The sequence below is a fragment of the Streptomyces ochraceiscleroticus genome, assembly GCF_000720485.1.
GTDB lineage: Bacteria > Actinomycetota > Actinomycetes > Streptomycetales > Streptomycetaceae > Streptomyces > Streptomyces ochraceiscleroticus.
In genome coordinates, this window is sequence record NZ_JOAX01000136.1 from 1 (window position 1) to 232 (window position 232).

The following is a 232-nucleotide window of genomic DNA, read 5'->3' on the forward strand; positions in this document are numbered from 1 at the left end:
GTCCCGGGTGGAGACGACCACCACGTTGCCGTGCTTGTCGGCCAGGCACTGGGTCTCCACGTGCCGGGGGCGGTCCAGGTAGCGCTCCACGAAGCACTCCCCACGCCCGAAGGCGGCGACCGCCTCGCGCACCGCGGAGTCGTAGAGCTCGGGGACTTCTTCGAGGGTGCGGGCGACCTTCAGGCCGCGGCCGCCGCCGCCGAAGGCGGCCTTGATGGCGATCGGCAGGCCG

General features: G+C 73.3%; 1 protein-coding gene. It reads right to left on the reverse strand.

The genetic code is table 11. The features are described 5' to 3' along the window. On the reverse strand, positions 1–232 hold a 232-nt coding region (locus IG84_RS38635; RefSeq protein WP_037801509.1), incomplete at both ends, for an ATP-binding protein.